Here is a 19,603-nt window from a genome sequence, read left to right on the forward strand (position 1 = left end):
TATCTGAATCAGCCAGGATACAGGGTCTGGACGGAGTGATTCGAACATTCAAGCTTGGTCAGGAGCATCAATCCTTGCGCCAGGTCTTCGAAGGTTGGGCCGCCGAGACAAAGCCGAATGCCGGCCGCCTGGTCAGTGTGATCGACCATGACCGATTCTGGCGCAGTCACTTTGATGCCAACCGCGGCAGCCGCTGTGGCGAAGCGATCGGCAGCGTCGCGTGGCATCGGTAGCCAGACGTGAAAGGCGTCCGGATGCCAAACAAGCCCGGCCGCGCCGAACAGCGAAGCGGCCAGGTCTGCTCGGCGTCGCGCTTCATGGCGCAGGTCCTGGGGGATCGATGCGATAACGCCACTGGACAGCCACTCCTCCACCACCGCGCAGGACAATGGCGACGGGGTCATTGGGACATCCTGCAAGACTGCTTGCGCGGCGGCATTCATGCCGTCCGGTAGCGTGAGCATGCCGATCCTCAGCCCGGGACCGATGGATTTGGACAGCCCGTTGACGTGCAAGACTCTCTCGGGCGCCAGCGTCACAAGCGCAGGTTCAAGTGGAGGTCCCAACGCGTAGACGCCATCCTCGATGATCCAGGCCCCGGACCGTCGACAGACATCGACGATAGCCTGCCGTCGCGCCGTGTCCATCGTTGCCGTCGTCGGATTGTGCAGCGTCGGGGTGAGATAAACCGCTTTGCCTGCGCTTGATTCGAGGCTATCGAGGGCGTCTGCAAGCGCCTGCGGCAGCATGCCTTGCGCATCGATCTCGACGCCTTGCATCCGGTAACCCTTGCGCCGGGCCAGGGCAATCGCGCCGGGATAGGTGATGCGTTCTGTCAAAATCACCCCTTCAGGACCGCAGGCAATATCGAAGGCCAGGGAAATGGCTTGGCGGGCATTACTCGTCAGCGCCAGATGCGACGGCTTGACCTCTATGCCGAGCGTTTCAAGCCAGCGCGCCAACAGACGGCGATGCTCCAGATGCCCGGCGGGCGGTGAATACAGGTTGAGATGATCGGTGTCGATCTTGCGCGCAATACCGGTCAGCGTCCGCGCCAAAAGACCGGCCGTCAGCATTGCCGGCGGCACGTTGGACGAGAGGTCGATCTGCCGGTCCTCATGTGCCTGGTGGATCGCCACGAACATTCCCCGGCCCTTGATGCTGCGCACCAGACCTCGTCGCTCCAGCACCGCATAGGCTTTGGTCACCGTGCCAAGACCGATCTGCAACTGCCACGCGAGGTCTCGATGGGCAGGCAGACGGTCACCCCCTTTCAGTCGCCCCTCGATGATGTCGTCGGCCAGGGCGAGCACCAGGCGCTCGGCGACACTCGCCTCGATGTCTGCAAGGCGGGGTATCCAGGGCGATTGAAGACGCATTGCCACCCTCCAGAATGATTAATAGTGTCGCGTGACACTATATAAATAGCCATAAAGTGTCACGCATATTAGGGTATTTCACGAAATCAATCTTTCACCATCAGTCTGGCCGCGATGACGGGGCGAGGCAGCGGAGCGTCTAATGTTTAGCCATGTGACCGTGGGCACAAATGATCTTGAGCGTGCAGGCGCTTTTTATGACGCTATCCTCGCGCCACTCGGTCTGAAACGACGAGTCGTAGTACCTGATGGCGGTCCGGCAGCGCTTTGCTGGGTCACCGCTGAGGCGCCTCTGCCACGCTTCTATGTCTACATCCCTGCCAATGGCGAGCCATCGTCCATCGGCAACGGCAGCATGGTCGCCTTCTTGGCGTCCTCTGATCACGCCGTGGCGCTGGCCCATGCGGCGGGACTTGCCCATGGCGGGACGGACGTAGGAGCGCCCGGGCCGCGTCCCCGCTACGGTGACGGCTATTTCGGCGCATACCTTCTCGACCCCGATGGAAACAAGGCCCATATCGTTCATCGCGCGGATCTGCTGCAACCATGAAAAAAAACCACGCTTTACAGCGCAGCGGATCGCCGCATCCATTTCATGGATTGCGGTATTCATTCCAAGGAGCCGCTCAATGATCGGCAGCCCGATCCTGCTCGCCTTCGGCACCTATGTCCTTGCCGCTGCAAGTCCAGGCCCCAGCAACATGGCAATCATGGATGTGGCGATGCGTGATGGTCGCACGCGCGCCCTGATGCTGGCGTCCGGCGTCATCACCGGCTCGCTCTTCTGGGCGATCCTGGCGGCCACGGGTATCAGCGCCTTGTTGGCCGCCTATGCCCAGGCGCTGTTATTGATCAAGGTGGTCGGCGGTGTCTATTTGCTTTATCTCGCGCTGCGTGCCGGCAGATCCGCCATGCAGTCGACCGCCGACCGCACCAGCACGGTGGCAGGACAGGCGCCGCGTTACCTGTCGCTGTACCGCCAGGGTGTCCTTATGCACATCAGCAATCCCAAGGCCATCATGTCCTGGATGTCGATCATGTCGCTCGGACTCCGAGGGGACGCTCCACCGGGCACCTTATCGGCGATCATCGGTGGTTGCGCAGCGCTCGGCGTCATCATCTTCGGCGGCTACGCCATCGTTTTCTCGACCGCCACGATGATTGCCTGCTACGCCCGCGCAAGACGCTGGATCCAGGGGCTTTTCTCGGCGCTGTTTGGCGTCGCGGGATTGAAGCTTCTGGTCTCGACAAACTGATTTCGTGTTGAAACCAATGGGCCTGGTTCCCCTTCAAGGCAGGTCAGGCGAGCCTGTGTCGCCACGCAGGTGAGAGAGAATGTGATGACCCAGGTGATCCATATGATCGACGTATTCGGAGCAAAAGCCCTGAGTGGAAACCCACTGGCGGTGGTCATGGACGCGGATGCATTGCAGACAGATGACATGCAGCGCCTGACGCGCTGGCTCAACCTGTCGGAAACAGCCTTTGTGCTTTCGCCCACGCATCCGCAGGCGGACTACAGGCTGAGGATTTTCACGCTGGACAGGGAAATGCCATTTGCTGGACACCCGACGCTGGGAAGCTGCCATGCCTGGCTTTCGACCGGACGGGCGCCGAGGAACGAAACGCACATTGTCCAAGAGTGCGGTGTGGGCCTCGTGACCATTCGCCGTGAACAAGGACGGCTTGCCTTTGGCGCTCCCCCACTGCTCCGTTACGGCGCTCCGTCGAAAGAAGAATTAACCGAGGTGCTGCAGTGTCTCGGCATTGAACCCTGTGAGGTCGTTGATGCGGCGTGGATCGACAACGGTCCCGGATGGCTGGGAATCCGCCTGGCTTCGGCAGAGAAAGTCCTTTCCCTGCAACCGGCCCGGAGCTGGCCACGCAGAATCGACTTTGGCGTCATTGGTCGTCACGCCCATGGCGATGCCACCTTCGAAGTTCGCGCCTTTTTCAGCGATCACCTCGGTGCCGTTGTCGAAGACCCGGTTACAGGCAGCCTTAATGCCTCACTGGCACAGTGGTTATTCGACACAGGTGTGGTTGAGCAAGACTATGTCGCCGCCCAAGGCACCCGCCTCGGTCGCCAAGGGCGCATCCACGTAACTCGCGATGATGCAGGCCAAATCTGGATCGGCGGCGAGACACGCACTCAGGTTGAAGGTCGGATTAGCGCAGGGTGAAGGTTGCAGTAATGCCTAGGCGGCGGCGTGGAGATCGCGCACTTGCCGAGGTGTTTCCGGCCTTTTGCTGGACGGCGCCAATGAACGATTCACGTGTTTTGAATATCAGCGAAATTACCGGTTAGTTTTGCGCATGTTTTACGCGCACACAAAAAAGCCGATCTATCTGATCGGCTTAACTGCCTGATTCTACTCAGAAAATATGGTCGGGACGGAGTGATTCGAACACTCGACCCCTAGCACCCCATGCTAGTGCGCTACCGGACTGCGCTACGCCCCGACTAGGCGTGAATCTTGTTCCGCTTCTCAACGGAACGCTCAGGAATATATCGCAAGCTTTTGAAAACTGGAAGTATTTAAAAGCAGAAATTTATTTCTTGAGCACCACCAGCACATCTTCAAGCTCGGCGATCATCTGGCGGATCATTTGTTTGTACTGGGTTGTGTCGTCCTTGGCCTCGTCACCGGAGAGGCGCAGGCGCGCGCCGCCGATGGTGAACCCCTGGTCGTACAGCAGCGCGCGGATCTGCCGGATCATCAGCACGTCCTGGCGCTGATAATACCGGCGGTTTCCGCGGCGCTTGACCGGGTTGAGTTGAGGAAACTCCTGCTCCCAATAGCGCAGCACGTGCGGCTTAACCGCACACAGCTCGCTGACTTCACCAATGGTGAAGTAGCGTTTGCCTGGGATGACGGGTAGCTCGTCGTTATGACTTGGTTCCAGCATAAGCCTCAACTCGGGCCTTCAACTTCTGCCCTGGACGAAAGGTGACCACACGGCGAGCCGTGATCGGGATTTCTTCTCCCGTTTTCGGATTGCGGCCAGGCCGCTGGCGTTTGTCCCGAAGGTCAAAATTGCCGAAACCCGACAATTTGACCTGTTCGTTGTCCTCGAGAGCGTGCCTGATTTCTTCGAAAAACAGTTCGACCAATTCTTTGGCCTCCCGTTTATTCAGGCCCAACTCCTCATACAGACGTTCCGCCATCTCAGCTTTCGTCAGAGCCCCCATACGTCACTTCCTTAACGTGGCGTTCAACCTGTGTTCGAGCGAGGTGAGGATATTCTGCGTTGCGGTATTCACCTCATCGTCATTAAGAGTGCGCGATGGATGCTGCCAGGTCAAGCCGACGGCAAGGCTTTTTCTATGAGGATCAATGCCTTTACCCTGATACACGTCAAATAGCCTGAGGTCCGTCAGCCATTCGCCTGCATTTTCACGAATTACTGCCAGAACCGCACTGGATGCGACGCCGACATCAGCCACCAGGGCCAGGTCGCGACGCACTTCAGGAAAGCGTGACAACTCCTGGAATTTCGGCATTTTTCCTTGGGCGACTTCGGCCAGGATCAGCTCGAAAACGAAGACTGGACGGTCGAGACCCAGGGTCTTGGACAGTTCAGGGTGGATCGCGCCGACGTAACCGACTTCACGACCTTCTCGCTCGATGCGCGCGGTCTGGCCCGGATGCAGCGCCGGATGCTTGCCAGGCACGAAAGTGAACGCGCCGAGCGCGCCGGCAAAGCCCAGCACGGCTTCCACGTCGGCCTTGACGTCGAAGAAGTCGACGACATCGCGCCCTTGAGCCCAGCCTTCCGGCAGGCGACTGCCACAAACGACACCGGCCAGCATCGGCTCTTGCTTCAAGCCGTCCAGCTGACCCACGAAGCGCAGGCCACTCTCGAACAGCCGCACGCGATCCTGCTGGCGGTTCAGGTTGTGCTGCAACGACTTGACCAGGCCCGGCCACAGGGACGAGCGCATGGCCGCCATGTCGTTGGAAATCGGGTTCGCCAGCAAGAGTGGTTCGACACCTGGATTGAACAGTTCGAACTGACGCGGATCGATGAAGCTGTAGGTGATCGCTTCCTGATACCCACGAGCCACCAGCAGGCGACGCAGCTCTGGCAGTTCGCTGCGAGCCTCGGCCTTGGCTTGCGGGGCCAGACGCGCCTGCGGATAGCGAACCGGCAGGCGGTTGTAACCGTACAAGCGAGCCAGTTCTTCGATCAGGTCAACTTCCAGGCTGATATCGAAGCGGTGGCTCGGCACTTCAACCTGCCACTGCCCTTCCCCATCGGCACGGATGGTCAGGCCCAGCGCGCTGAGCAGACGCTCGACTTCGGCTGGAGCCATTTCCATGCCCAGCATCTGGGTGATGCGTTGGGCACGCAAGGTGACCGGCGCAATCTTTGGCAAATGCTGTTCGTTGACGGTCTCGACGATCGGACCGGCTTCGCCACCGGTGATCTCCAGCAGCAGGCCAGTGGCGCGCTCCATGGCTTCACGTGCCAGTTGCCAGTCCACGCCACGCTCATAGCGGTGCGAGGCGTCGGTGTGCAGGCCATAGGAACGCGCCTTGCCGGCCACCGCGATCTGGTCGAAGAATGCGCTTTCGAGGAATACATCGCGAGTGGTCGTAGACACGCCGCTGTGTTCGCCACCCATCACGCCAGCAATCGCCAGGGCTCGGGAATGGTCGGCAATGACCAGCGTATCGCTGCGCAAGGCCACTTCCTGGCCGTCGAGCAGTACCAGTTTTTCGCCTTCTTCGGCCATGCGCACGCGAATGCCGCCGTTGATTTCGGCGAGATCGAACGCGTGCAGCGGTTGACCCAGTTCAAGCATCACGTAGTTGGTGATGTCGACAGCCGCGTCGATGCTGCGCACTTCGGAGCGACGCAGGCGTTCAACCATCCACAGTGGTGTCGGCTTCGAAAGGTCGACGTTTCGGATCACTCGACCCAAGTAACGAGGGCATGCCGCCGGCGCCAGGACGTCGATCGAGCGCACTTCATCGTGCACGGCGGGTACAGCGATGATTGCCGGACGCGTTACAGGAGCGTCATACAGCGCGCCCACTTCCCGGGCCAGGCCGGCCACCGACAGGCAGTCGCCACGGTTCGGGGTCAGGTCAACCTCGATGCTCGCGTCGTCCAGGCCCAGGTATTCACGAATGTCCTGGCCCACCGGCGCATCGGCTGGCAGCTCCATCAGGCCATCATTGCCTTCGCCAATCTGCAGTTCCGCCTGGGAGCACAGCATGCCGTTGGACTCGACACCGCGCAGCTTGGCTTTCTTGATCTTGAAGTCGCCCGGCAGTTCGGCGCCGATCATGGCGAACGGAATCTTCAGGCCCGGACGCACGTTGGGCGCACCGCACACGACCTGGAACGTTTCCGCGCCATTGCTGACCTGGCAAACCCGCAGCTTGTCGGCGTCTGGGTGCTGCTCGGTGCCCAGCACCTCTCCCACCACCACGCCGCTGAAGGCACCGGCGGCCGGCGTCACGCTATCGACCTCGAGGCCGGCCATCGACAGGCGAGCAACCAGCTCGTCCTGGCTCACCTGCGGGCTTACCCAGCCACGCAGCCATTGTTCACTGAATTTCATCCTGCTCTCCTAAAGGTTCGTTACGACTAGCGAAATTGCGCGAGGAACCGCAAGTCGTTGTCGAAGAACAGACGCAAGTCATTCACGCCGTAACGCAGCATGGCCAGGCGCTCGACGCCCATGCCGAAGGCAAAGCCCGAGAATTCTTCCGGGTCGATCCCGGACATGCGCAGCACGTTCGGATGAACCATGCCGCAGCCCATGACTTCCAGCCAACCGGTCTGCTTGCAGACACGGCAACCTTTGCCGCTGCACATCACGCATTCCATGTCGACTTCAGCCGATGGCTCGGTGAACGGGAAATACGAAGGGCGGAAACGCACGGCCAGTTCTTTTTCGAAGAACACCCGCAGGAACTCTTCGATAGTGCCCTTCAGGTCGGCGAAATTGATGTCGCGATCAACCAGCAGGCCTTCGACCTGGTGGAACATCGGCGAGTGGGTAATATCGGAGTCGCTGCGATACACACGGCCTGGGCAGACGATGCGGATCGGCGGCTGCTGCGATTCCATGGTGCGGACCTGTACCGGCGAGGTATGGGTGCGCAACAGCATGTTCGCATTGAAATAGAAGGTGTCATGCATCGACCGGGCCGGGTGATGGCCTGGGATGTTGAGCGCCTCGAAGTTGTGATAGTCGTCTTCGACCTCAGGGCCTTCGGCAATGCCATAGCCGATGTGGGTGAAGAACTGCTCGATGCGTTCCAGGGTCCGGGTCACCGGATGCAGGCCACCGGAAGTCTGGCCACGGCCAGGCAGGGTCACGTCGATGGACTCGGCGGCGAGCTTGGCAGCCAGGCCTGCCTCCTCGAACAACGCCTTGCGCGCATTGAGGACCTCTGTGACACGTTCCTTGGCGACGTTGATCAGCGCACCGACCTGCGGACGCTCTTCGGCCGGCAGGTTCCCCAGGGTCTTCATCACCTGAGTCAACTCGCCCTTCTTGCCAAGGTAGTGAACCCGGATTTGCTCCAGGGCATTGATATCTTCAGCGCTTTGCACAGCCTCTAGTGCTTGAGCGACCAGCGCGTCCAGGTTTTCCATGTACAGACTCCAGATACAAAATAGGGGAAGAGCTTTAAGGCTCTTCCCCTATTTATGACGTTTGACACCTGGGCCCGCAGATGCGGACCCCGGTGACTGCCGGGGGTACTTAAGCCAAGGTGGCTTTAGCTTTCTCGACAATCGCAGCAAACGCCGCTTTTTCGTTCACTGCCAGATCAGCCAGAACCTTACGGTCGATCTCGATGGACGCTTTTTTCAGGCCAGCGATGAAACGGCTGTAGGACAGACCGTTAACACGAGCACCAGCATTGATACGAGCGATCCACAGAGCGCGGAACTGACGTTTTTTCTGACGACGGTCACGGTAGGCGTATTGGCCTGCCTTGATTACCGCTTGCTTGGCAACACGGAATACGCGGGAACGCGCGCCGTAGTAGCCTTTAGCAAGTTTCAGAATTTTTTTGTGACGCTTACGGGCAATGACGCCACGCTTTACACGAGCCATGAGTTACTTCCTCTATTCTTGATCCAAAAATTAACGAAGGCGCAGCATGCGCTCGACTTTTGCCACGTCAGACGGATGCAGCAAGCTGCTACCGCGCAGTTGACGCTTACGCTTGGTCGACATTTTGGTCAGGATGTGGCTCTTGAAAGCGTGCTTGTGCTTGATACCGTTAGCAGTTTTCAGAAACCGCTTAGCAGCACCACTTTTGGTTTTCATCTTTGGCATGTTCGGATACTCCGCATTCAGTTGATAAACATAATCGCAAGGCCTGCCGTGCCCTGTTGATTACTTCTTCTTTTTCGGGGCGATGACCATGATCAGCTGGCGTCCTTCCATCTTAGGATGCTGTTCGACCGAACCGTACTCAAGCAGGTCTTGTTCAACCCGCTTGAGGAGTTCCATCCCCAGCTCCTGGTGGGCCATCTCACGGCCGCGGAATCGCAAGGATACCTTGGCCCTGTCCCCGTCACTCAGGAAACGTACCAGGTTGCGCAGTTTTACCTGGTAATCCCCTTCCTCCGTCCCTGGACGAAACTTGATTTCTTTTACCTGAATCTGCTTCTGGTTTTTCTTCGCCGCGGCAATCTGCTTCTTCTTCTCGAAGATCGACTTGCCGTAGTCCATCACCCGGCAAACGGGCGGGACTGCGTCCGCGGAGATTTCCACCAGATCAAGCTTGGCTTCTTCAGCAATACGAAGCGCTTCATCAATCGAGACGATGCCAATCTGCTCGCCATCAGCGCCAATTAACCGAACCTCGCGTGCCGAGATATTCTCGTTGATCGGGGCTTTCGGTGCAGCTCGTTTATCTTGTCTCATTTCACGCTTAATAATAATTACTCCGAATCTGGGCGACCACGCCGGGAAACCGCTTGCGCGAGAAACTCAGCGAATTCGGCGACGGGCATCGAGCCCAGGTCAGCACCTTCACGAGTACGCACAGCGACAGTCTGCATCTCGACCTCCCGATCTCCAATAACCAAGAGAAAGGGAACCTTGAGCAAAGTATGCTCGCGGATTTTAAAGCCGATCTTTTCATTTCTCAAGTCGGACTTGGCACGAAATCCGCTTTGGTTGAGAGTTTTTTCGACCTCGGCGGCAAAATCTGCCTGTTTATCAGTGATATTCATGATCACTGCCTGGGTCGGCGCCAGCCACGCGGGGAACGCGCCCTCGTAATGCTCGATCAGAATCCCGACGAAACGCTCGAACGAACCGAGGATCGCGCGGTGAAGCATGACCGGGTGCTTGCGGCTGTTGTCTTCGGACACATATTCAGCGCCCAGACGGATCGGCAGGTTGAAATCGAGCTGCAAGGTACCACACTGCCACACGCGACCGAGGCAATCTTTCAACGAGAATTCAATCTTCGGACCGTAGAAGGCGCCCTCGCCTGGCTGCAAGTCGTACGCAAGGCCCGCACTATCAAGGGCTGCGGCCAGGGCGGCCTCGGCGCGATCCCACAGCTCGTCGGAACCGACGCGTTTTTCCGGACGAGTGGACAGCTTCATTTCGACTTCGGTGAAGCCGAAGTCGCGATAGACGTCCATGGTCAGCTTGATGAAGGCGGCGGATTCTGCCTGCATCTGCTCTTCCGTGCAGAAGATGTGCGCATCGTCCTGGGTAAATGCCCGCACGCGCATGATGCCGTGCAGCGCACCCGATGGTTCGTTACGGTGGCAGGCACCGAACTCGGCCAGGCGCATTGGCAGTTCGCGGTAGCTCTTCAAGCCCTGGTTGAACACTTGCACGTGGCAAGGGCAGTTCATCGGCTTGATGGCGTAGTCGCGGTTTTCCGACTGGGTGGTGAACATGTTGTCGGCGTAGTTGGCCCAGTGCCCGGATTTCTCCCACAGGCTGCGGTCGACCACTTGCGGCGTCTTGATTTCCAGGTAGCCGTTTTCACGCTGGACCTGGCGCATGTACTGCTCAAGCACCTGGTACATCGTCCAGCCGTTCGGGTGCCAGAACACCATGCCCGGGGATTCTTCCTGGGTATGGAACAGCCCCAGGCGCTTGCCGATCTTGCGGTGATCGCGCTTCTCGGCTTCTTCGATACGCTGGATGTAGGCCGCCAGTTGCTTCTTGTCCGCCCAGGCAGTGCCATAGACGCGCTGCAACTGCTCGTTCTTCGCGTCGCCACGCCAGTAGGCGCCGGACAGCTTGGTCAGCTTGAAGGATTTCAGGAAACGCGTGTTCGGCACGTGCGGGCCACGGCACATGTCGACGTATTCTTCGTGGTAGTACAGGCCCATGGCCTGCTCGTCCGGCATGTCTTCCACCAGACGCAGCTTGTAGTCCTCGCCACGGGCCTTGAAGACTTCGATGACTTCGGCGCGCGGGGTGACTTTCTTGATGACGTCGTAATCTTTCTCGATCAGCTGCTGCATGCGCTGCTCGATGGCCGCCATGTCGTCCGGGGTGAAAGGACGTTCGAAGGCGATGTCGTAATAGAAGCCTTCGTCGATGACCGGCCCGATGACCATTTTCGCGCTCGGATACAGCTGCTTGACCGCATGGCCAACCAGGTGCGCGCAGGAGTGACGAATGATCTCCAGCCCCTCTTCATCCTTGGGCGTGATGATTTGCAGCGTGGCATCGCTGTCGATGACATCGCTGGCGTCGACCAGCTTGCCGTTGACCTTGCCGGCCAGAGTGGCCTTGGCCAGGCCCGCGCCAATGGATGCGGCGACCTCGGCTACGGAAACCGGGTGATCGAATGAACGTTGACTGCCGTCGGGAAGAGTAATAGTTGGCATGGCGCCTCCTCTCCTAGTGGTGACCCCTACCAAAGGTCACGTGGGTTGGGATGAGCCAGTACAAGATCCAGTCCAGGCCATTCAATGACGAACGCCTGCCTTACAGCGGCAGGAGCCTTGCGGCCAACCGGGAAAACCGAACCAGAGTGACTGGGATTCAAATCAGGGTTAATCGAACATTTGCCGCCACCGGGACCTGTCGTCATCCGGCGCCTGAGAAATACCCGAGCCCGGCATCCTAGCACAGATGAACGGTCATCGCCGCCTCCGGATGGAAGCGCGCGTAAACTCACGCTTTTTATGCCAAAGTGCTGAACCGAAGCGCCTGCAACGCCTCAGATAACAAGACATCGACCCCAAAAGGAGCATCCTCGCATGCGTCTGAATACACTACTGGCAGTAGTCGCCCCCCTCGCCCTGCTGCTTCCGCTGGCCGCCCACGCCGAATGGCCGAAGGGCGAGCGTGAAAAATACATGGCCCAGTGCACTGAAGCGGCCACTCCCCAGATCGGCGCAGCAGCGGCCAAATCACACTGTGCCTGTGGCGCCGACGCGATCAAATCCTATCCGGCCAGTGACATCCAGGCGCTGATGGACAACAAGGCCACCCCTGAACTGCAGCAGAAAGCGCTCGGTCAAATCGCCAAATGCAAGGCCAATCCACCTGCGAAAAAATGAATAATCGGTACCACGCGAGGCCCTCGGCGCCGATAAAAAGGGCCGAATAAACGCTTTTTCGTACGATTTTTTCAGGTTTTTCAGCTTTTTTTATCGTCTTTACTTTCGGCTGAAAGCCTTTGAAACCGGGGCTTTCAGCCAATCCGGACGATAGAGAAAACACGACTGATTGGCAAACAGCTCGTCCGGGGGGCTCCCAAATCGAACATTTCGACTATGATACCCGGGTGTGCCCAGTTGGCCTGAGCAGCACAGTACACTGAAAATATATGTTTCTTGGAGATACACCATGTCTAATCGCCAAACCGGCACCGTTAAATGGTTCAACGATGAAAAAGGCTTCGGCTTCATCACTCCTCAAGGTGGCGGTGACGACCTGTTCGTACACTTCAAAGCTATCGAAAGCGACGGTTTCAAAAGCCTGAAAGAAGGCCAGACCGTTTCCTTCGTGGCTGAGAAAGGCCAAAAGGGTATGCAAGCTGCACAAGTTCGCCCAGAGTAATTTCCCGGCGCGCTAAAAAAACCCCGTCCAAGTGACGGGGTTTTTTATGGCCGGTCGAAAACCGAATCAGCCGCAGTTCACCCGATTGATCACCAGGTTGGCATCGGTATTGAGGTTCAGGCGATCGGAGCGGTACTCAAGGGTCACCATGTCGTTGGGCTTGAGAATACGAGCAATCTGCGCACCCGCACGAGTCCGTGCCTGCTCCAACAACTCCGGCGAGGCCTTCTTGCCGATCGCGAACTCGGCGGACTTCGCTTCGCAGCGGTCATGGCCGGTCTCGGCCGCCGCAGGTTCGGGGGTCGATTCAGAGGTGCTGCTGCAACCGCTCAACAGCGCAACGGCCAGCAAAGTACTCAGTGACGCGAGCTTCCAAGGCATGAAGCCTCCTTTTTTGATTGATAAACAGAGAGCGTGCGACAACCCAAACGGGGCTTGGTTTCAGCACCGTTGCCATCCGCCTGGGCAAAGCTGGCAGTTTGCCTGAGCCCGCGACCCTGTTCGGTCCAGAATCGTGACTGGATATGAACGCGGCTCAATAAACGTCGATGTAATCGAAAGGTGGATTGGGCCAGTTGTCCTTCAGCGCGTTGTAGATCTGCATGACCCAGACCTCGTCGCTGGCAGCGACCCGACCGACATATCCCGAGCCCTTCGCCCAGGTCTCGAGCCGAAACCGCAAGTCGCCGATATCAGTGCCACCGACCACACCCGAAGACAAATAGGCGATACCGCTCTTGGTCACGCGCAACTGCGTATGCTCGTCGTCACTGGCCGAGGCCAGCAATTGACGAACCGCCTCGACGGTGAGGCCGTCAGGAGCATTCAAATCGATCTGCACGGCGGGGCTCCCTTGAAAAATAAAAAGACGAGTGTCGCACAGCCCTCCCCCGATGCCTAAGTCGCAGTGCCAAATCCCTGGCAAAAATGTTTAACTCAGCCTACCGACCTCCAACTCGCGAGCCCTACCATGAGCACCGTCAGCATCGAAGCCACCATCAATGCCAAATGGTCGGAGGGCCATAGTTCCTATAGCCCGGGCAGCCCGGAGGAATTGGCAGTTATCTGCATAGAATTGTTGGTGAGAGAGTTGGGCACGGAGGTCGCCCGCGACTTTATCCAGCAAGCGTTCGAACGCTACCCGAGCATCGTCGACGCGGTGGATTGAACTCATGTGCCCCCAGGCCCAGCCTGCGGACACATAGCCAGGCAGGTTACTTCAGGCGCGCCAGTCGCTCGGTCAGCAGGTCAAAGAAGCCCTGGGCATCGCCGTTTTCCACCCATAACGCGTTCTTCGGTGCTTTCAGGCCGTCGTACCAGTCGACGATGGTCTGCCCGAACGTCGGGCCCTCGCGACTGTCCACGACGACATTGACCGAACGACCGCTAAACAGTTGCGGCTTGAGCAGATAGGCAATCACCGTCGCGTCGTGTACCGGCCCACCCGTCATGCCGTAGTGCTCCATGTCGCCCTTGACGTATTCGTTGAGGATATCGCCGACCAACTTGCTGGCGTTGTTGTTGAGTGCCGCAATCTGCTTCAGGCGTGCCTCGCTGGTGAGGATCTTGTGGGTCACGTCCAACGGCAGATAGGTCAGCTTCACGCCACTTTTGGCAACCACTTCGGCCGCCTGGGGATCGGCGTACAGATTGAACTCGGCCACCGGCGTGATATTGCCGCCGTTGAAATGCGCGCCGCCCATGATGACCACTTCCTTGATGCCCTGGACGATGTCCGGTTCCTGGATCAGCGCAAGCGCGAGGTTGGTTTGCGGCCCAAGCATGGCGATGGTGATGCTGTGCGGCTTGGCGGCCTTGAGGGTGTCGATCAGGTAGTTGACTGCATTGCCCTGGGCCAAGCCTTTCTTCGGCTCATGCACGGTTACACCCGACAGGCCTTCCTTGCCATGGATGTTTTCCGCGTAGATCGGCGTACGCATCATCGGCTTTGGCGCACCGGCATAGACCGGGACCTCTTCGCGGCCTGCCCACTCCCGGGCCAGGCGCGCATTGCGAGAAGTCTTGTCCAGGCGCACGTTGCCTGCGACGGTGGTCAATGCGCGGATATGCAGTTCTTCGGGCGACGCCAGGGCGAACAACAGCGCAACCACATCATCGGCGCCCGGGTCGGTGTCGATGATCAGGTCGATTTTTTCTGCCGCCTGGGCGCTTGCGGTGGTGATCAGGGACAAAAGCAGCAGACTCCGCAGCAGTTGATGGACCTTCTGAGCATAGCGGTGCATGGCGCACTCCTTGTGCAGGTGGGTAAGACTCAGAACGTGACGCCCGCGACGAGCACCACGTTGCAATAGGGAGAGCATTCTCCCGTGCGGATAATCGCCCTCGCCTCGCGGCTGAGCAGCTTGAACTGTTCGTGGCTGACCAGCTCCCGCGAGCCCAACGCGCCTTCGGCATGCAACGCCTCCAACGTGGCCAGGGCCGACGGTTGCTTATCAAGGATTTCCTCGGCCAGTACGTGGCTCTCGACCTGCATTTCGCTGAGCACCACCTTCAAGGTACTGACGAAATCAGGAATACCATGGGTCAGCGCCAGGTCGATCAGCTCGACGTGTGGCGGGACCGGCAGGCCGGCGTCGCCAATGACCACTTTGTCGCCATGGCCGAGGGACGCAATCAACCGTGACATGGCCACGTTCAGCAACGGAGTCTTTTTCATGATTTGAACGCCTGTACTTCCAGCAAAGTGGGGATGGAGGGCTGAGCGCCCGCGCGGGTGACCGACAGCGCAGCGGCGACCTGACCAAAACGAATCGCCTCGGCTTCGTCCTTGCCGCTCGCCAGCGCGGCTGCGAAGCCACCGACAAACGTATCGCCGGCCGCCGTGGTGTCCACAGCCTTGACCCGTGGCGCGGGGAAGTGCTCGAAGCTCGAGCCATTGGCGAACACCAGCCCTTGGGCGCCCAGCGTCACAATCACTTTGCCGGCACCGCTGGCGATCAACTGCGTCGCGGCAGCTTCGGCGGTTTCCAGGGAGTCCACCGCCAGACCACTCAGGACCATCGCTTCGCTTTCATTGGGGATCAGGTAGTCGACGTAGGCGTACCATTCGGACGGCAGCGCACGGGAGGCCGGCGCCGGGTTGAGGATGACGGTCTTGCCGAGTTCGCGTCCGCGCTTGAGCGCATGCCCCACAGTGGCATCCGGCACTTCGAGCTGGCAGATGATGACATCGGCGCTTTGCAGCACGGCGTCGAAACGCTCGAGAACCGTTGGCGTCAGCTCGCCATTGGCCCCGGCGACGATGACGATCGCATTCTGGCTGTTGTCATCGACCACGATCAGCGCCACACCGCTGGAGCCGTCCACGACGCTGACCGCCTGGCAATCGATGCCCTCGGCCAACAGCGCACCGCGCAGTTGCTGGCCGTAGGCGTCACTGCCGACGCAGCCGACCATGGACACCTGCGCGCCCAGGCGCGCGGCGGCCACCGCCTGGTTGGCGCCCTTGCCACCTGGAATGGTAGAGAACGACTCTCCGATCAGGGTTTCACCACCGCGAGGCAGACGCGGTGCACGGGTCACCAGGTCCATGTTCAGGCTGCCTATTACCACTACGTTTGCTGGCATTGCTTCATTACTCATCTATTCGGTTCAGCGGTACTGGGCGAATGTGCCGGACAGCGGTGCAGTCGATTCTCGCAGGACAATGCTCGGCGTCACGATCCGCTGGTCAGTGACAAGCCCCGGCGTAGCGATGCGTCGCAGCAAAACTTCTGCAGCCATTTCGCCAAGCTGCAGGATCGACTGCCCCACCGTGGTCAGCGCCGGGTAGACATAACGGCTCATCTGGATGTCATCGAAGCCGATGATCGACAGCTCGCTGGGCACGCGCACATTGCGTTCGGCGGCGGCGCGCAGCGCACCGATACCGATCATGTCGTTGGCGGCGAAAATCGCGCTGGGCGGTTGCTGCTCAAGCAGTTGTGCCGCGGCCCGATAGCCGCCGGTACTGGTGAAATCACTTTCAAGCATGCGCTCCACAGGCAGCTCGATCCCCGCCTCTTTCAGCGCACGGCAATAGCCCGCCAGGCGCATTTGCGCCACGCTGGTGTCCGCCGGCCCACCAATAAAAGCGATGTCACGATGGCCCAGCTCCAGCAGGTGCCGAGTCGCGAGGTACGCGCCGTACTCGTGGTCGATGCGCACCAGGTCCGCGTCCACGCCGTCAAGCCCACGGTCAACGATCACCATGGGCGTGCGCACGTTGGCCAGCCCTTCGGCCAAGCCGACATCGCCCCCGGCCGAGGCCACGATCAGCCCGTCGATGCGTTTTTCCAGCAACACCCGCAGATAACTGCGCTGCTTGTCCGGGTTGTCATCGGAGTTGCAGAGGATCACGCAGTAACCATTGCGCTCGCAGTAATCCTCGATCCCCCGAGCCAGCTCGGCGAAGTACGGGTTGAGACTATTGGGCACCAGCAGGCCGATGGTTGCCGTGGTCTTGGCCTTGAGCGAGCGCGCCACCGCGCTGGGCACGTAGTCCAACCGCTCGATTGCCGCCTCGACTTTGCGTCGCACCTCGTCACTGACCGGCCGCGTCTTGTTCACGACGTGGGACACGGTCGTGTAGGAAATGCCTGCAAGCGCCGCCACATCCTTGATCGTCGCCATGGTTCAAGCCCGCCGACTGGCGCGCTGGCTGCGGTACGTGTCGAGCACCACCGCCACCACGATCACCGCGCCGGTAATGATGCGCTTGGTCGGTTCGGTGGCGCCGATCTGGGCCAGGCCCGCCGCCAGCACCGAAATGATCAGCACGCCGAAGAAGGTACTGATCACCGAGCCACGCCCGCCCATCAGGCTGGTGCCGCCGATCACCACGGCCGCAATGACCTGCAACTCAAGCCCCGAACCCGCGTTCGGATCCGCCGCTTCCAGACGCGAAATCTGGAACAGCGCCGCAACGCCAGCCAGCAACCCCATCAGGCTGAACACCAGGATCTTGTAGGGTTTTGGGTTGATCCCCGCCAGGCGCACGGCCTCCTCGTTGGTGCCGATGCCGATCAGGTAGCGGCCGAACACGGTGCGGGTCAGCACCGCCTGGGCAATGAAGATCACCAGTAAGGCGATGATGAACGAAGGTGAAATGCCAAAGGCGATCGGGTTGGACAGCCAGGCGAACGAATCGCCGATGTAGGCGGTCCGCGAACCGGTCATCTGGTACGCCAGGCCCCGGGCCATTTCCAGCACGCCCAGCGAGACGATGAACGATGGGATACGCCAGGCCACGGTAATCGAGCCGGTGACAGTCCCCGCCAACGCGGCCACGGCCATGCCAAGCAAGGCCGACGGCCAGACGCTCCAGCCCCAGCCGAGCACCGCGATGCTGACTGTCGAGGCGGCGAGCGCCAACACCGATCCCACCGATAGGTCGATGCCACCGATGATCAGGATAAAGGTCATGCCGACGGCCAATACCATCAGGTCCGGAATCTGGTTGGCCAGGGTGCTGAACGTGTCATAGGACAGGAAGTGGCTGCTCAGGACCGAGAACAGCGCGACCATGGCCAGCAACGCGCCAGCCAGGCCCAGGTAGGTGCCGAGGCCATAGAAATTGCCAGTGGATTTGCCAGCGGCAGGTGCGGTTTTCATGAGAGATCCCTAGGCGCTGCTTCGTTGAGCAGCGCATCACGTTTCTGGTAGCCGGCGAACGCGGCGGCAAGCAAGTCATCCTGGGTCCAGCTGTCGCGCTCGAAGGTATCGATCAGGCGCCCGGCGGACAACACGCCGATGCGATCACAAATCAGCATCAGTTCCCGCAGGTCACTGGAGACCACGACCAACGCCTTGCCCTGGCGAGTCAACTCACCGAGCAATGCATAGATGTCGAATTTGGCGCCGACGTCGATGCCACGGGTCGGCTCGTCGAACAGCAGCACCGAGCAATCGCGCTCGAGCCAGCGGCCGATCACGACTTTCTGCTGGTTGCCGCCGGACAGTTCGGACACCAATTGCGTCGGGCTCGAGCTGCGGATGCGCATCGCGTCGATCTGCCGCTGCGCCAACGCCACCTCGGCGCTGCCATTGACCAGGCCGGCGCTGGAAATCTCCGGCATGTTCCCCAGGGCGATATTCGCCGCGATGGATTGCGTCAGCAGCAGGCCTTCGCCCTTGCGATCCTCAGTGATCAAGGCGATGCCATGGGCCACCGCATCGGCCGGCGACCGGATGCTGACGACACTGGCCGGCGAGCCCAGCGCCACGGTGCCGCTGTCGGCCGCATCGGCGCCGAAGATCAGCCGCAACAACTCGGTGCGCCCTGCCCCGATCAGGCCGGAGATGCCAAAGATTTCACCACTGCGCACTTCAAAGGATACGTCGCGGACCTTGTCGGACCGGCTCAGCCCCTTGACGGTCAGTGCAGGAGCACCGATTTTCCGGGGGCCCAGGTCGATGTGCTCGCCCAACTCACGGCCGACCATCAGCGTCACCAATTGTTCGCTGTTGTAGTTCGCCATCGGCTCGACGCAGACCAGGTTGCCGTCGCGTAGCACCGCAATGCGCTGGGCGACCCGCGCCAACTCTTCGAGGCGATGGGAAATGTAGATGATCGACACGCCGCGTGCCTGCAAGCGTGTGATCTGCTCAAAGAGCATTTCGACTTCGCGGGCCGTCAGCATCGCGGTCGGCTCATCGAGAATCAGCACATGGCAATCACCGATCAGGTTGCGGGCGATCTCGACCATCTGCTGGTGGCCGATGCCCAGCTCACCGACCAGCGTGTCGGGATCGATTGCGTCGAGCCCCACCTGGGCCATGGCCTCGACCGCCGCCTTGCGCAGTTGCTTGCGGCTGATCCAACCACCGTGGCTAGGCAGGTTGTCGAGGAACAGGTTCTCGGCCACGGACAGGGTCGGCAGCAGGTTGAGTTCCTGCATGACCATGCGTACACCCAGCGATTCCGCCTGGGCCCGGCTGCCGGGGCGGTAATCCTGACCCTGGAATTGCATCTGCCCGGTCGTTGGCGTGACCAGGCCACCGATAATCTTGGACAAGGTACTTTTGCCGGCACCATTTTCGCCGGTCAGCGCCAGCACTTCACCGCGCATCAACGTCAGGTTGATATCGCTCAGTACCGGCTGGGCATAGGTCTTGCCGATACCGCTGACGCACAGGACAGCGTTCGGGTCGCGAACGGACATAACAAACTCTCCAATGCGCTCGCCCGGACGGGCGAGCG

At 60.0% G+C, this 19,603-nt stretch carries 23 protein-coding genes and 1 tRNA gene; 6 read left to right on the plus strand and 18 right to left on the minus strand.

Going from position 1 to position 19,603, the window contains the following annotated elements; all coding sequences use genetic code 11:
- Positions 1-8 precede the first annotated feature (8 nt).
- Entirely contained in the window at positions 9-1,379 is a 1,371-nt protein-coding gene (locus JMN22_RS12045) for an aminotransferase-like domain-containing protein (RefSeq protein ID WP_198796021.1), read from the minus strand.
- 142 nt (positions 1,380-1,521) lie between these two features.
- Here JMN22_RS12045 and JMN22_RS12050 point away from each other — a divergent pair, with 142 nt between their 5' ends.
- The 3 genes from JMN22_RS12050 to JMN22_RS12060 all read left to right on the plus strand — a co-directional run bounded on the left by JMN22_RS12050 (position 1,522) and on the right by JMN22_RS12060 (position 3,562).
- Complete coding sequence (locus JMN22_RS12050; RefSeq protein WP_198796020.1) at positions 1,522-1,929, plus strand: VOC family protein; 408 nt, start codon at positions 1,522-1,524, stop codon at positions 1,927-1,929.
- Positions 1,930-2,008: 79 nt separating this feature from the next.
- The gene (locus tag JMN22_RS12055) at positions 2,009-2,635 is read left to right on the plus strand and encodes a LysE family translocator (protein ID WP_198796019.1); all 627 of its coding nucleotides are present in this window, start codon (positions 2,009-2,011) and stop codon (positions 2,633-2,635) included.
- Positions 2,636-2,719: 84 nt separating this feature from the next.
- Positions 2,720-3,562 (plus strand): PhzF family phenazine biosynthesis protein, encoded by an 843-nt coding sequence (locus JMN22_RS12060; protein ID WP_198796018.1) that lies wholly within the window; start codon positions 2,720-2,722, stop codon positions 3,560-3,562.
- A 203-nt stretch (positions 3,563-3,765) separates the two neighbouring features.
- Here JMN22_RS12060 and JMN22_RS12065 read toward each other — a convergent pair.
- The 9 genes from JMN22_RS12065 to thrS form a co-directional block, all read right to left on the minus strand.
- Positions 3,766-3,842 (minus strand) — tRNA-Pro (locus JMN22_RS12065).
- 90 nt (positions 3,843-3,932) lie between these two features.
- A complete protein-coding gene (locus tag JMN22_RS12070) occupies positions 3,933-4,289 on the minus strand; it encodes a MerR family transcriptional regulator (RefSeq protein ID WP_003179985.1) in 357 nt (118 codons plus the stop codon).
- On the minus strand, positions 4,270-4,572 hold the full coding sequence (ihfA, locus tag JMN22_RS12075) for an integration host factor subunit alpha (protein WP_002553164.1): 303 nt from the start codon (positions 4,570-4,572) through the stop codon (positions 4,270-4,272). Before ihfA ends, JMN22_RS12070 begins: the two co-directional genes overlap by 20 nt.
- Positions 4,573-4,575: 3 nt before the next feature.
- Positions 4,576-6,954 carry a phenylalanine--tRNA ligase subunit beta gene (gene pheT / locus JMN22_RS12080; protein ID WP_198796017.1) on the minus strand — a complete coding sequence of 793 codons (2,379 nt, stop codon included), beginning with the start codon at positions 6,952-6,954 and terminating at the stop codon, positions 4,576-4,578.
- Between the two features lie 26 nt (positions 6,955-6,980).
- Positions 6,981-7,997, minus strand: coding sequence for a phenylalanine--tRNA ligase subunit alpha (gene pheS / locus JMN22_RS12085; RefSeq protein ID WP_030142134.1), 1,017 nt, complete (start codon positions 7,995-7,997; stop codon positions 6,981-6,983).
- A gap of 109 nt (positions 7,998-8,106) precedes the next feature.
- A complete protein-coding gene (rplT, locus tag JMN22_RS12090; protein WP_002553161.1) occupies positions 8,107-8,463 on the minus strand; it encodes a 50S ribosomal protein L20 in 357 nt (118 codons plus the stop codon).
- Positions 8,464-8,493: 30 nt separating this feature from the next.
- Complete coding sequence (gene rpmI / locus JMN22_RS12095) at positions 8,494-8,688, minus strand: 50S ribosomal protein L35 (RefSeq protein ID WP_002553160.1); 195 nt, start codon at positions 8,686-8,688, stop codon at positions 8,494-8,496.
- Between the two features lie 60 nt (positions 8,689-8,748).
- Positions 8,749-9,300 (minus strand): translation initiation factor IF-3, encoded by a 552-nt coding sequence (infC, locus tag JMN22_RS12100; RefSeq protein WP_169432615.1) that lies wholly within the window; start codon positions 9,298-9,300, stop codon positions 8,749-8,751.
- The gene (gene thrS / locus JMN22_RS12105) at positions 9,300-11,222 is read right to left on the minus strand and encodes a threonine--tRNA ligase (RefSeq protein ID WP_024779373.1); all 1,923 of its coding nucleotides are present in this window, start codon (positions 11,220-11,222) and stop codon (positions 9,300-9,302) included. The genes infC and thrS overlap by 1 nt, the downstream gene beginning before the upstream one ends.
- A 375-nt stretch (positions 11,223-11,597) precedes the next feature.
- Here thrS and JMN22_RS12110 point away from each other — a divergent pair, with 375 nt between their 5' ends.
- Together JMN22_RS12110 and JMN22_RS12115 are read left to right on the plus strand one after the other, a co-directional pair.
- Positions 11,598-11,900, plus strand: coding sequence for a hypothetical protein (locus JMN22_RS12110; protein WP_030142131.1), 303 nt, complete (start codon positions 11,598-11,600; stop codon positions 11,898-11,900).
- 289 nt (positions 11,901-12,189) lie between these two features.
- Positions 12,190-12,402 carry a cold-shock protein gene (locus tag JMN22_RS12115; RefSeq protein ID WP_003179963.1) on the plus strand — a complete coding sequence of 71 codons (213 nt, stop codon included), beginning with the start codon at positions 12,190-12,192 and terminating at the stop codon, positions 12,400-12,402.
- A 66-nt stretch (positions 12,403-12,468) separates the two neighbouring features.
- Here the strand turns inward: JMN22_RS12115 and JMN22_RS12120 are convergent, their stop codons facing one another.
- Positions 12,469-12,783 (minus strand): I78 family peptidase inhibitor, encoded by a 315-nt coding sequence (locus JMN22_RS12120; protein ID WP_030142130.1) that lies wholly within the window; start codon positions 12,781-12,783, stop codon positions 12,469-12,471.
- 154 nt (positions 12,784-12,937) lie between these two features.
- Entirely contained in the window at positions 12,938-13,243 is a 306-nt protein-coding gene (locus JMN22_RS12125; protein ID WP_030142129.1) for a hypothetical protein, read from the minus strand.
- A 129-nt stretch (positions 13,244-13,372) separates the two neighbouring features.
- Here JMN22_RS12125 and JMN22_RS12130 point away from each other — a divergent pair, with 129 nt between their 5' ends.
- Positions 13,373-13,570, plus strand: coding sequence for a hypothetical protein (locus tag JMN22_RS12130; RefSeq protein ID WP_030142128.1), 198 nt, complete (start codon positions 13,373-13,375; stop codon positions 13,568-13,570).
- A gap of 46 nt (positions 13,571-13,616) precedes the next feature.
- On the opposite strand, the gene JMN22_RS12135 is transcribed toward JMN22_RS12130, so the two are convergent.
- Genes JMN22_RS12135 through JMN22_RS12160 form a run of 6 tightly spaced genes read right to left on the minus strand, consistent with a single transcriptional unit; the run spans position 13,617 to position 19,565 of the window.
- A complete protein-coding gene (locus JMN22_RS12135) occupies positions 13,617-14,645 on the minus strand; it encodes a nucleoside hydrolase (RefSeq protein ID WP_198796016.1) in 1,029 nt (342 codons plus the stop codon).
- 29 nt (positions 14,646-14,674) lie between these two features.
- The gene (rbsD, locus tag JMN22_RS12140; protein WP_030142126.1) at positions 14,675-15,079 is read right to left on the minus strand and encodes a D-ribose pyranase; all 405 of its coding nucleotides are present in this window, start codon (positions 15,077-15,079) and stop codon (positions 14,675-14,677) included.
- Positions 15,076-15,990 (minus strand): ribokinase, encoded by a 915-nt coding sequence (rbsK, locus tag JMN22_RS12145; RefSeq protein WP_198796015.1) that lies wholly within the window; start codon positions 15,988-15,990, stop codon positions 15,076-15,078. Before rbsK ends, rbsD begins: the two co-directional genes overlap by 4 nt.
- A gap of 24 nt (positions 15,991-16,014) precedes the next feature.
- Entirely contained in the window at positions 16,015-17,034 is a 1,020-nt protein-coding gene (locus tag JMN22_RS12150; RefSeq protein ID WP_030142124.1) for a LacI family DNA-binding transcriptional regulator, read from the minus strand.
- Between the two features lie 3 nt (positions 17,035-17,037).
- Positions 17,038-18,015: an ABC transporter permease gene (locus tag JMN22_RS12155; RefSeq protein WP_198796014.1), complete on the minus strand. Its 978-nt coding sequence runs from the start codon at positions 18,013-18,015 to the stop codon at positions 17,038-17,040.
- Positions 18,012-19,565, minus strand: coding sequence for a sugar ABC transporter ATP-binding protein (locus tag JMN22_RS12160; protein WP_198796013.1), 1,554 nt, complete (start codon positions 19,563-19,565; stop codon positions 18,012-18,014). Before JMN22_RS12160 ends, JMN22_RS12155 begins: the two co-directional genes overlap by 4 nt.
- Positions 19,566-19,603 lie beyond the last annotated feature (38 nt).

The sequence above is a fragment of the Pseudomonas sp. HB05 genome (genome assembly GCF_016756915.1).
Lineage (GTDB): Bacteria > Pseudomonadota > Gammaproteobacteria > Pseudomonadales > Pseudomonadaceae > Aquipseudomonas > Aquipseudomonas alvandae.

Excerpts from the sequence above, each read along its gene's own strand:
- JMN22_RS12045 (WP_198796021.1), bottom strand. The coding sequence starts at position 1,379 with ATGCGTCTTCAATCGCCCTGGATACCCCGCCTTGCAGACATCGAGGCG.
- JMN22_RS12050 (WP_198796020.1), top strand. The coding sequence starts at position 1,522 with ATGTTTAGCCATGTGACCGTGGGCACAAATGATCTTGAGCGTGCAGGC.
- JMN22_RS12055 (WP_198796019.1), top strand. The coding sequence starts at position 2,009 with ATGATCGGCAGCCCGATCCTGCTCGCCTTCGGCACCTATGTCCTTGCC.
- JMN22_RS12060 (WP_198796018.1), top strand. The coding sequence starts at position 2,720 with ATGACCCAGGTGATCCATATGATCGACGTATTCGGAGCAAAAGCCCTG.
- JMN22_RS12070 (WP_003179985.1), bottom strand. The coding sequence starts at position 4,289 with ATGCTGGAACCAAGTCATAACGACGAGCTACCCGTCATCCCAGGCAAA.
- ihfA (WP_002553164.1), bottom strand. The coding sequence starts at position 4,572 with ATGGGGGCTCTGACGAAAGCTGAGATGGCGGAACGTCTGTATGAGGAG.
- pheT (WP_198796017.1), bottom strand. The coding sequence starts at position 6,954 with ATGAAATTCAGTGAACAATGGCTGCGTGGCTGGGTAAGCCCGCAGGTG.
- pheS (WP_030142134.1), bottom strand. The coding sequence starts at position 7,997 with ATGGAAAACCTGGACGCGCTGGTCGCTCAAGCACTAGAGGCTGTGCAA.
- rplT (WP_002553161.1), bottom strand. The coding sequence starts at position 8,463 with ATGGCTCGTGTAAAGCGTGGCGTCATTGCCCGTAAGCGTCACAAAAAA.
- rpmI (WP_002553160.1), bottom strand. The coding sequence starts at position 8,688 with ATGCCAAAGATGAAAACCAAAAGTGGTGCTGCTAAGCGGTTTCTGAAA.
- thrS (WP_024779373.1), bottom strand. The coding sequence starts at position 11,222 with ATGCCAACTATTACTCTTCCCGACGGCAGTCAACGTTCATTCGATCAC.
- JMN22_RS12110 (WP_030142131.1), top strand. The coding sequence starts at position 11,598 with ATGCGTCTGAATACACTACTGGCAGTAGTCGCCCCCCTCGCCCTGCTG.
- JMN22_RS12115 (WP_003179963.1), top strand. The coding sequence starts at position 12,190 with ATGTCTAATCGCCAAACCGGCACCGTTAAATGGTTCAACGATGAAAAA.
- JMN22_RS12120 (WP_030142130.1), bottom strand. The coding sequence starts at position 12,783 with ATGCCTTGGAAGCTCGCGTCACTGAGTACTTTGCTGGCCGTTGCGCTG.
- JMN22_RS12130 (WP_030142128.1), top strand. The coding sequence starts at position 13,373 with ATGAGCACCGTCAGCATCGAAGCCACCATCAATGCCAAATGGTCGGAG.
- JMN22_RS12135 (WP_198796016.1), bottom strand. The coding sequence starts at position 14,645 with ATGCACCGCTATGCTCAGAAGGTCCATCAACTGCTGCGGAGTCTGCTG.
- rbsD (WP_030142126.1), bottom strand. The coding sequence starts at position 15,079 with ATGAAAAAGACTCCGTTGCTGAACGTGGCCATGTCACGGTTGATTGCG.
- rbsK (WP_198796015.1), bottom strand. The coding sequence starts at position 15,990 with ATGCCAGCAAACGTAGTGGTAATAGGCAGCCTGAACATGGACCTGGTG.
- JMN22_RS12150 (WP_030142124.1), bottom strand. The coding sequence starts at position 17,034 with ATGGCGACGATCAAGGATGTGGCGGCGCTTGCAGGCATTTCCTACACG.
- JMN22_RS12155 (WP_198796014.1), bottom strand. The coding sequence starts at position 18,015 with ATGAAAACCGCACCTGCCGCTGGCAAATCCACTGGCAATTTCTATGGC.
- JMN22_RS12160 (WP_198796013.1), bottom strand. The coding sequence starts at position 19,565 with ATGTCCGTTCGCGACCCGAACGCTGTCCTGTGCGTCAGCGGTATCGGC.